The organism is Neosynechococcus sphagnicola sy1, assembly GCF_000775285.1.
GTDB lineage: Bacteria > Cyanobacteriota > Cyanobacteriia > Neosynechococcales > Neosynechococcaceae > Neosynechococcus > Neosynechococcus sphagnicola.
Genome location: NZ_JJML01000078.1, coordinates 1 through 8,688, shown reverse-complemented (window position 1 = coordinate 8,688; position 8,688 = coordinate 1). Strand labels below are relative to the sequence as shown.

Here is an 8,688-nt window from a genome sequence, read left to right as displayed (position 1 = left end):
TCCTCAACATCATCGCCATTATCCCAACATTCTGCCCAATCTCAGTTTTTATCAATTAAAACCAGTTAAATTTGGTCTTAACCCCATATAAATCGCGATATTCATTCAAGACCGTAAAACCATTAGAAGCAAGGAGGAAGTTCCGATAGCCTATGGGTAGTTTTGCTCCTAATCTTTTCTCTAATTCAGAAACTTCTTCCTCAGTTGCGCCTGTCCGAAGACAAGATTTACTTGCCAAAACATCTGGATATTGAAATTCATAGTTATCCCTATGTTCTTCGCCAAGATTATCAAATATCACTTCGTTCCATTTCTTTAAGAAATTATTCCAATTATCAACTGTTGGGATAAAATCAATATTTATAGGAATGTAGTTTCTTCTATTCACCAAATCTAGAAATTCTTGGGCTTGTTCTTGGGAAAGATTAATCCTGTTTTGTAAAGCACCTGCTGAAATCCTGTTCATGAGTTCAGGTAAATAAGCCACAAGATACAAACCAATTATTAAGCTTTCTAAGGATTGCCACCATCTTTGAATAAATCTGTCAGCATTACTTATATCTTCAAGATGAAGGTAAGTGCGTATTCCAAAAACCAGAATTTCTTGCTCCACATAGCTTAGACAATCAAGTTCCCAAGCATCAAGAACATTCTCAAAAACTTTCAACCACTTACTAGCTTCTTGCCATTTCCCTCGATTGATATAATCTTGAGAGAGCACTCGATGTAAATCTTGAAAAAAGCGACTTAGCTTAAATCTGTCCTCTCCTTTAATAGGAACTTTTGGATGTGTAAGGTCATGCAAAAAATCCTCACTCCAATTACCTGAAGGCATTGCTATATGAAACCAGCGATCTATGCCTGATACGCTCTCATATTCTCGAAGTTGTTTATTGATATGTTTTTCAAGTTCACTCAATGACTTTTCCTGCTCTGAAAAAATGCTAGGACATGGAATCTTGATGCAATAGCATAGGGCAGGAATAATCGCTTTAATCGGATGCATGAGGGAACTTGCTTCACTAACGTTTAGTTCCCCTTGTGTTAATTTGAGAAATGCTTGGTAGGCAATCTCAGGAAAACCTGCAAACAAAAGAATTGTGCTAGCTTCCAACAACAGGGCTGATGCTTCCTCAGGAGGCAGTGTCTGTATCTTATGCCCTAGATCAGATAGATACTGAGAGTCTATTGATTTTGTGTCTTTCACTGTTTACCTCAACAATTAGAACACTCTGCAACCTAACGTTCCCAATCACCCGCCGCAGACCGCCTCGAATGCCTAGCAGATAACCTCTCGCCGGTCGGTGTGCATTGGCGTTTTAATGCGTCGTGACCTAAAGCAGATAATACCATCTCAAACAACTCGTTTGCATTGTTAATACATCCAATAGCACCATGACGGCGCGACTCCGCAACGTGCTCTGGATCTCTTGAACCAGCATAAATAATAAATGGAGTTTGATCTCTACTAGAGCGAAGCTTATCGAGAAGCGTATAACCTGCGCGGGAATCAGGTGGTCGCCCCATGTCGAAAATTATGGTATCGAAACGTTGTCTAGAAATTTTCTTTAGTGCCTCATCTGTCGATTGTGCCAACACAAAACTAACTCCTAGCGCCTCAAGTGCTTGGCGTTCCTAGCTATTATTATTGGGGTTATCGTCCACCCAAAAAACTGTCGATCTACTCGCTCGTCTTATGGCGCGAGGCGTAACAACTTCAGCGACAACATCTGCGGCAATCATCGCTTCTTTCTCAACGCTCTCACGAGCCTTATCTTCATCAGGTTTAGATGCAGCCGCAGCAGACAGAGCAGAAACAACTTCGGCTTGCTTTCTCTTTAAGGAAGGCTCAAATCCAGCCCCTTTAAACGATAACTCACCCAAGCTTGAGAAGAATTCACACAAATCCCGACCAAACCGGATCAGGATGAACAAAAGTACTCCCGGCCAGATGAGAACGTTGAGCAATTTTGTAATCGCATCGAATAGTTTAACAATATCGTCAACACTCACTGTTCACCTAACCAAAATATGAAGTACTGCACTTTATGAGTTCAAAGTCTTTTCAATACGGCTATCGGGAATGAGCCACATGACTGCAACCAGAACATATAATGCACATGCAAGCCAAGATTTTGCAAAGGCAAGGGGGATTGCAACTGCATAAATCAACACCGATACCTTGCCTTTAAAGTCTCGACCAAGAGCGTTCGCCAGTGTGGAACCTTTACCGTGGTGAAGGATGAGTGTGCGGGTCAGAATGAAGTAGGCGATCGCTGCCAACAGCAAAACCACACCATAAAGCGCAACGGGCAATGAAGCAAAGTGATTCTCACCCATCCAGGCTGTGGCAAAAGGAAATAAGGATAACCAGAACAACAAATGAAGGTTTGCCCACAAGGTACGACCGTTAACCTGCCGGACTGCTTGGAACAAGTGATGGTGGTTATTCCAGTAGATACCAACATTTACGAAACTCAGCACATAGCTCAGAAAGGTCGGAATCAGCGGACGGAGTGCAGCTAAATCAGACTCATGGGGTATTTTCAACTCCAGCACCATAATGGTGATGATAATGGCAATCACCCCATCACTGAATGCTTCTAACCTCCCTTTAGTCATTTTTGGGTATGCTCCTTGTCTGCTTACCGCGTTGTATAACCGCCGTTTGCAAAAATGGTCTGTCCGGTGATCCACCATCCATCAGTGACTAAAAATCTGATTAATGGAACAATGTCTTCGATGTCCGTTAGACCCGTTTTGGTATACTTGCTTAGAGCCGCTGCCGTTTGATTGTATTGGGCAGATTCAGTCGTTTCTTGTCCGTAGAAAAAGGGAGTTTCCATCGGTCCTGGCCCCACAGCTGTTACAGAAATACCGCGATCGCCAAATTCCTTGGAAGCAGCACGGGTGTAATGCTCGACCGGGGCTTTACTTCCCGGATAGATGGCATAACTATCGGTGTAAGCCGCTAACAATGAACTGACGATGGTACAGATTTTTCCGCGATCGTTCAGTTTTTTTCCTGCTTCTTGGATGAAGAAAAAAGCAGCTTTTGAATTCACTGCAAAAATCTTATCGTAATCTTCCTCAGATACTTCAACAATCGGTTTTTTAATCACCATTCCAGTTGTATTGATCGCAATATCAACCCCACCAAATGCCTTGATGGCTGCGTCAAACAATTTGACGTTGTTTGCCACAACACTTAAATCGCCTTGAACTGCGATCGCCTCCGCACCTGCGGCTTTAACTGCGGCAACCGTTTCATCTGCTGCGGCTTTAGTCGAATTGCTGTTGTAATGAACCACAATTGCCTTTGCCCCATGTTGAGCCAAATCCCGCGAGATGAGTCCACCCAAATTTTTTGCACCGCCGCCGATGATGACAACTTTTCCATTCAACGTATTTACCGACATAGTTGTTTCCTTTCTTTTTGCCAAGTAAGCTTTGGGAAATTTCTGAATGAATTATAATCATCTGAAGCCGTATAGTCTTGAACAGAACCACTTTTCTTGGAAGATTCTTACGGATTTATTTATTTGTCTCGCAGAATTTTAGGGGTCAGCCCTGTATAGCGCCGCATCAGGCGGGTTAGATGGCTTTGGTCGGCAAATCCGGTCTGTCTGGCAATGTCTGAAATTGGCAGCCTGCTCTGCGTCAAGAGTACCATCGCTTTCTCGATCCGTTGAGTCATCACATACTGGTGTGGAGTCAGCCCAGTGGATTGCTTGAACATTGTGATGAAGTGGGACGGGCTGATTTGTACAACTTTTGCGATCGCCTCCAACGAAAGGGTTTCGCCGAGATGGTCATTGATATAGTTCGTTACCAGAGCAAGTTTGCGGGGGGCTAATCCGTAATTTTCATTGGACTGCGTAAGTTCTGCAACAGAATACTTTTTGATCAGGTGGGCGATCAATGTGTGCGTCAGTGACTGAACATACACAGAATCAGGGGGTAAGTCTTGCTCGAATTCAGCGTTGAGACTGCGTATCAGTTGCTGAAGTAGTTCGTCACGGAACTGAAAGTGGGGAATCAGTTCGACTTTACCTGGACGATCCATTTCCTCTGCGATCTGATTGATCAAGGTAGGATTAATCGCTAGGAGAAGAAGTTCAACCTTTGCGTCCCAACGTGGGGCAACAAAAAGCCCAACTGGATTGACGATCGCATCGCCTTCTGAAAACACCGCTGCGTTTCTCCTTCCGTCAACGCTCCATTCCAGGCTGGCGGGATGGCGAGCATGAACGACAATCAGGTGTTTTGCTGCTTTGACAGTTGCGCTATCAATGCCTGCATGGGGCTGTTCCAGATTCCGTTCAATAATAATGCCATTGAGTCTAGAGCCACTCCCCGAAAGATTGAGCAGATGTGGTTTGATTAAGGAACGTTGCGGATGTTTCGATGGCTGCATTCCAGATGTCAAATTGTGCTCTGCTGATCGTCCGGTCACGTTCCTACGCCTCGTTACGATCGCTCTTTGACAATATCAACCCGTAAAGCCTACAAATTTCTACCACGAGCGATCGCCCTTTGATCATATCAAGACGTAAAGCCTACAAATTTCTGCGACAAGCGATCGCCCTTTGATCATATCAACCCGTAAAGCCTACAAATCTCTACCACGAGAGATCGCCCTTTGATCATATCAACACGTAAAGCCTACAAATCTCTACCACGAGAGATCGCTCTTTGACGATATCAACACGTAGAGTCTATAAATCTAGAGGACAATCTCTAAGCACAGCCTCGTCCGTTGTCTGCAAATCGCAGGGAGCGTAACGACCAAGATAAGCGGCAGCAGACAACTTTGGCAACCTCACGAAGATCTCTCAATCTTCCGCTTCATCGACTTGTTAACTGGCGGTTGTGTTCTGCTGCAACCATTCTACAAATACCTCACGCTCTTGTTTGCCCGATGCGATCGCCATCACCACACGCTCTTGTTCATCTACAGAGGCGCTAATTTCCACCCCATTCAGAACAAGAAAAGTCTCCGTCGCAGCATGACCTGTACGTTTATTTCCATCTACAAATGGATGATTCATGATGATCGAAAACCCTAATGCCGCTGCTTTCTCCAGCAAACTTGGGTACAGCTCATCTCCGCCAAACGTCATGCGGGGTTGGGTGATCGCTGACTCTAACAAACCCATATCTCGAATACCCATCGCTCCACCAGATTGCTCAAGAATTCTGCGATGCAGTTCTAATACCTCTATTAGCGTCAAATAGCGGATCATGCCAAACGTCGATACAGCTCAGCATTCTTCATCAGCACATAATCGGCTGTATTAACAAAATCGCCTTTTTGCAGATTTAGCCAATCTTCCAAACTTGCCTTCAAGAGCACTTCAATCGCAATGCCATGTACTCTTGCGAAATCCTGTAGCTTTCGGAATTGGCTGTCTGAAAGATCAATTGTGATAGAAGTCACAGCGATCTCTCTCCTAGTGTTTTTGATTCAAGTTTAACATTCACTCCTAACCGATAACCTCGCTGTACTGTCCCAGCCAAAAACTACGCCAGCTAACGATTCCGCTCACCGGATGCAGGTAACTTTTGCACCTCAGCGGCAACTTGAACGCATTCCGATGCAGCGGGGTTGTTATGCAGCGATCGCCACGCAGATCAGTTTAACTTTGTGGAGACTTATCCCCTACTTGCTGTTGAAGTTTACGGATTTCCTCGACTGATAAACCTGTTGAAGACGCGATAAGACTGATATCTACGCCTCCTCGTAAAAGATTGAGCGCGATTTCCCGCGTCTTTTCATCCCGAATTGAACGGTAAATCACAGATTCTTGCATGATGTCCCTCCGTACCAATCGATAAATTACGTCCTCTTCCAATCTTAACCCAGCTAGAATTTCTGAGGCTGCCATCAGGTTTGCTTGTGTCGCGGTGTCCTCAATCTGATCCACAATTTGAGCTACTTGACACAACATCTCTGCTGGACTTTCGCTCTGTCCCAATGCAGCAAAGGGCAGTAGCCCAGGATATTGTATAAAGAGTGAGGCAGGTTGCTCCCACAGCCGAATCACATCAAATTCATGATGAGTGCGTTCTAACACATAGCTGGTCTGATAAGCGAGTTCAGAAGTAGTAGGCTTCAGATAAATCACCACCTGCCGGATGGGTTTACCTTTATAGCGTCGCTGCCCTCGAACCCGATAATCCAACATCCGAAATGGGATTTCCTCCTTTGGCAGCGTTTGAAACTCGATGTGCAGGATGGATTCCTCAGACTGAAGCAGAATCATCGCATCGGCTCGAATCGGGTCGAGGGAAAGTTCAGAGGGTTGGATCTCTGTTAGGGCAACAGACTTTCCCAGCAGCCAACTGGCGAAATCGGCGGAGAAGTGTTCGGCAAGGAATCGGCAGGTATCGTCATACATAAAAAAATTGTACGATGATACCCTCCTGCTCAATTCAAAGTTGGATAGATAATGGATGGACTATTGAGAAGGATCCCGTGTCATTGTCCATCCTCCAGAACCACCTGATCCAGGTGAGCCAAACTCACTTTGTTGCGTCCAACCTCCTGCAAGTCTCTTACCATCCTCCAAAAGCGTGAACGTAGCAGTACCATTCATTTGGTTCCAAGACTGGTAGTAATGAAATATAAGCTTGCGCGTCTTAGAATCGTAAGTCCAGTCTTTGATTTGTCCAACTTTAGTTGCACTTCCTTGATACCAATAGCCAGTTAAGTCTGGCTTGAAGAATACTGGACCGAAATCTGATTGCCACTTTCCTGCAATTGCAACGCTTGCTTGTGATTTAGAGTCATCTGGTATCAATGTTCCACATATTTTTTGCCCTGCACTCGTCATAACACAAGCCTGTTGAGCAAATACTGGATAATTTAATAAAAATCGCTGTGGCTTAACGGTCCTATGGTACCTCATTGAGTTTGCCCGATAACAAGGTGGCAAGCACATCACGGTGGCATTGCTTGATCAAGGGTTTTTAAGAGTGCTATCAATTATCCCAATTGGCCCAGTACCAGTTGTTTGTGAGCTTACGTTCAATCAAATTAGAAATGTCTTCTAAGGGATAGGATTTGGTATATTCCTGGACTGGTGCAGTCTGGGTAACCAGATCGTTGGATAGATAAACGTAACCACTTGAGGGACCGGGGAACATCAAGGCTAAATAGTAACGCTCGAAAATAATCTTCGTTTGCTCGCGATCGCGATTAATCAAAACTCTCTGTGCGTAAACGCGATCTGCCTGTGTTAAAGATAGAATGCCACGATGATCGGGTTGACGCTTCCCGTGCATGATGTCATCTGCTAGTGCCTGCCGTTCTGGTAGATGAAGTTGAAAATCAACCATAACTGGATCGATGAAGACGATGGGTAGAAATGCCAACCCATAGATAGCTAGCGGGGTTACCGCCCGCCCAATATGGCTTCTTTTCTGAACTAAAAAGTAAGCGATCGCCCAGCACAATCCGCCGATGTGAGCGAGGGAAAGCAATCCTGGCAAAACAAAGACTCTGGGCTCTAAGGCATATAGATCATTTTGAAAAATGTGGCATAGAACCCTTGCCAATCCTATTCCTAAGGCGATCGCAATCAACCACCCAGTGCTTTTACGTGAATTTGCACTTTTGCGATCATCAGTCATCATGCTTGCCTTTTTTAATTTTGCGCAGCAGGAAATACTGAGGAAGTAACGTCCCGGAATTCAGCACTTGTCTCCCCACCAGAGATCGCCCGCCCGTCCGCTGCAATGACCTGGTTAGGAAGACCCCAACAGTACAAAACTTTGATACCATGCAAAGAACTAAAAGTCTAGGTGACACCACAAAAGAACTTGAAAACCCCTCAACTTTGGGATGCCTAACGACCAAGCTCACCGGACGCAGACAACCTTGAACACTCAACCAAAAGATTGCGGCGTTCCTGTGCAGCGACTTGTTAGACCGTCGCTACTCGATTACTTGAAGACACATTAAACTTCGTTAATGCACCCTACAAGATCAGCGATTGCACTAATGGACATGCGATCGCCTCATTGGCTTGAATCATTTATAGAATAAATTACAACATAAATAGGTAGCTATTATCTCTTAGGAATTTTAAGACCGATCCATTCTGCAAATGAGACAGGTGATCAGGCAAGTAAGGTATTGTAATACTGTATACGTTGGCAGTTGATTCCTGGGAGATCTTAAACTCAATACACCAATCTTTATCGGAGTCTTCTTTAACGTTAAAGACCCAACCATCAATCACCTCACCACCATTTTGAAGGATCTTAGAGGGTGTTTTAAAAGTCGTTTAGTGAGTAAAAAAGCTCACTCAGTGTAAGCTGCGAATATGTCGTACACAGCACTGAGAGAGCGTCATGAGTAAAGCTTACCCCAGTAATTTGTCTCAAGCCCAATTTGAACTACTCAACGACTTGATACCCGAGCCGAAATTCGGTGGTCGTCCTCGTAGCGTCGATATGTGGGATGTTCTGAACGCCATTTTCTATGTTTTGGTGGAGGGAGTGCGATGGCGAGGGTTGCCAGGGGATTTTCCGGCATGGCAAACCGTATACACCTACTTTCGTCAGTGGCGCAAAGATGGAACCTGGGTGCGGATGCACGACCGATTGCGAGAGTGTACCCGAATTGAACAGGAGCGTCATCGCAGCCCGTCGGAAGCGATTATCGACAGTCAAAGTGTCAAA

The 8,688-nt window shown here is 44.9% G+C and carries 11 protein-coding genes and 1 pseudogene; 1 reads left to right on the top strand and 11 read right to left on the bottom strand.

Annotated features, from left to right (window positions below):
• Positions 1-55: 55 nt before the first annotated feature.
• From DO97_RS25510 to DO97_RS19685, 11 genes and pseudogenes are all read right to left on the bottom strand, one after another.
• Positions 56-1,207, bottom strand: coding sequence for an SMI1/KNR4 family protein (locus DO97_RS25510; RefSeq protein WP_036536855.1), 1,152 nt, complete (start codon positions 1,205-1,207; stop codon positions 56-58).
• A gap of 32 nt (positions 1,208-1,239) precedes the next feature.
• A pseudogene (locus tag DO97_RS25505) lies at positions 1,240-1,620 on the bottom strand (response regulator); the annotation flags it as partial.
• A gap of 15 nt (positions 1,621-1,635) precedes the next feature.
• Positions 1,636-2,013 carry a hypothetical protein gene (locus DO97_RS25500; protein ID WP_204368768.1) on the bottom strand — a complete coding sequence of 126 codons (378 nt, stop codon included), beginning with the start codon at positions 2,011-2,013 and terminating at the stop codon, positions 1,636-1,638.
• 33 nt (positions 2,014-2,046) lie between these two features.
• Positions 2,047-2,622, bottom strand: coding sequence for a TMEM175 family protein (locus DO97_RS19715; protein WP_036536853.1), 576 nt, complete (start codon positions 2,620-2,622; stop codon positions 2,047-2,049).
• A gap of 23 nt (positions 2,623-2,645) precedes the next feature.
• On the bottom strand, positions 2,646-3,419 hold the full coding sequence (locus DO97_RS19710) for an SDR family oxidoreductase (RefSeq protein ID WP_036536850.1): 774 nt from the start codon (positions 3,417-3,419) through the stop codon (positions 2,646-2,648).
• A 119-nt stretch (positions 3,420-3,538) separates the two neighbouring features.
• Positions 3,539-4,417 carry a helix-turn-helix domain-containing protein gene (locus DO97_RS19705; protein WP_036536849.1) on the bottom strand — a complete coding sequence of 293 codons (879 nt, stop codon included), beginning with the start codon at positions 4,415-4,417 and terminating at the stop codon, positions 3,539-3,541.
• A 442-nt stretch (positions 4,418-4,859) separates the two neighbouring features.
• Entirely contained in the window at positions 4,860-5,246 is a 387-nt protein-coding gene (locus tag DO97_RS19700; RefSeq protein ID WP_081980887.1) for a type II toxin-antitoxin system death-on-curing family toxin, read from the bottom strand.
• Entirely contained in the window at positions 5,243-5,440 is a 198-nt protein-coding gene (locus tag DO97_RS19695; protein WP_036536847.1) for a hypothetical protein, read from the bottom strand. The genes DO97_RS19700 and DO97_RS19695 overlap by 4 nt, the downstream gene beginning before the upstream one ends.
• Before the next feature lie 199 nt (positions 5,441-5,639).
• Positions 5,640-6,401, bottom strand: a complete 762-nt coding sequence (locus tag DO97_RS19690; RefSeq protein WP_036536845.1) for an RpnC/YadD family protein — start codon at positions 6,399-6,401, stop codon at positions 5,640-5,642.
• Positions 6,402-6,461: 60 nt separating this feature from the next.
• Positions 6,462-6,836, bottom strand: a complete 375-nt coding sequence (locus DO97_RS24220; RefSeq protein ID WP_156120687.1) for a hypothetical protein — start codon at positions 6,834-6,836, stop codon at positions 6,462-6,464.
• Between the two features lie 148 nt (positions 6,837-6,984).
• The gene (locus tag DO97_RS19685) at positions 6,985-7,638 is read right to left on the bottom strand and encodes a hypothetical protein (protein WP_156120686.1); all 654 of its coding nucleotides are present in this window, start codon (positions 7,636-7,638) and stop codon (positions 6,985-6,987) included.
• Between the two features lie 720 nt (positions 7,639-8,358).
• Here DO97_RS19685 and DO97_RS19680 point away from each other — a divergent pair.
• On the top strand, positions 8,359-8,688 hold a 330-nt coding region (locus tag DO97_RS19680), incomplete at its 3' end, for an IS5 family transposase (RefSeq protein WP_036536839.1).

Excerpts from the sequence above, each read along its gene's own strand:
- DO97_RS19715 (WP_036536853.1), bottom strand. The coding sequence starts at position 2,622 with ATGACTAAAGGGAGGTTAGAAGCATTCAGTGATGGGGTGATTGCCATT.
- DO97_RS24220 (WP_156120687.1), bottom strand. The coding sequence starts at position 6,836 with ATGACGAGTGCAGGGCAAAAAATATGTGGAACATTGATACCAGATGAC.
- DO97_RS19705 (WP_036536849.1), bottom strand. The coding sequence starts at position 4,417 with ATGCAGCCATCGAAACATCCGCAACGTTCCTTAATCAAACCACATCTG.
- DO97_RS19700 (WP_081980887.1), bottom strand. The coding sequence starts at position 5,246 with ATGATCCGCTATTTGACGCTAATAGAGGTATTAGAACTGCATCGCAGA.
- DO97_RS19710 (WP_036536850.1), bottom strand. The coding sequence starts at position 3,419 with ATGTCGGTAAATACGTTGAATGGAAAAGTTGTCATCATCGGCGGCGGT.
- DO97_RS19690 (WP_036536845.1), bottom strand. The coding sequence starts at position 6,401 with ATGTATGACGATACCTGCCGATTCCTTGCCGAACACTTCTCCGCCGAT.
- DO97_RS19685 (WP_156120686.1), bottom strand. The coding sequence starts at position 7,638 with ATGATGACTGATGATCGCAAAAGTGCAAATTCACGTAAAAGCACTGGG.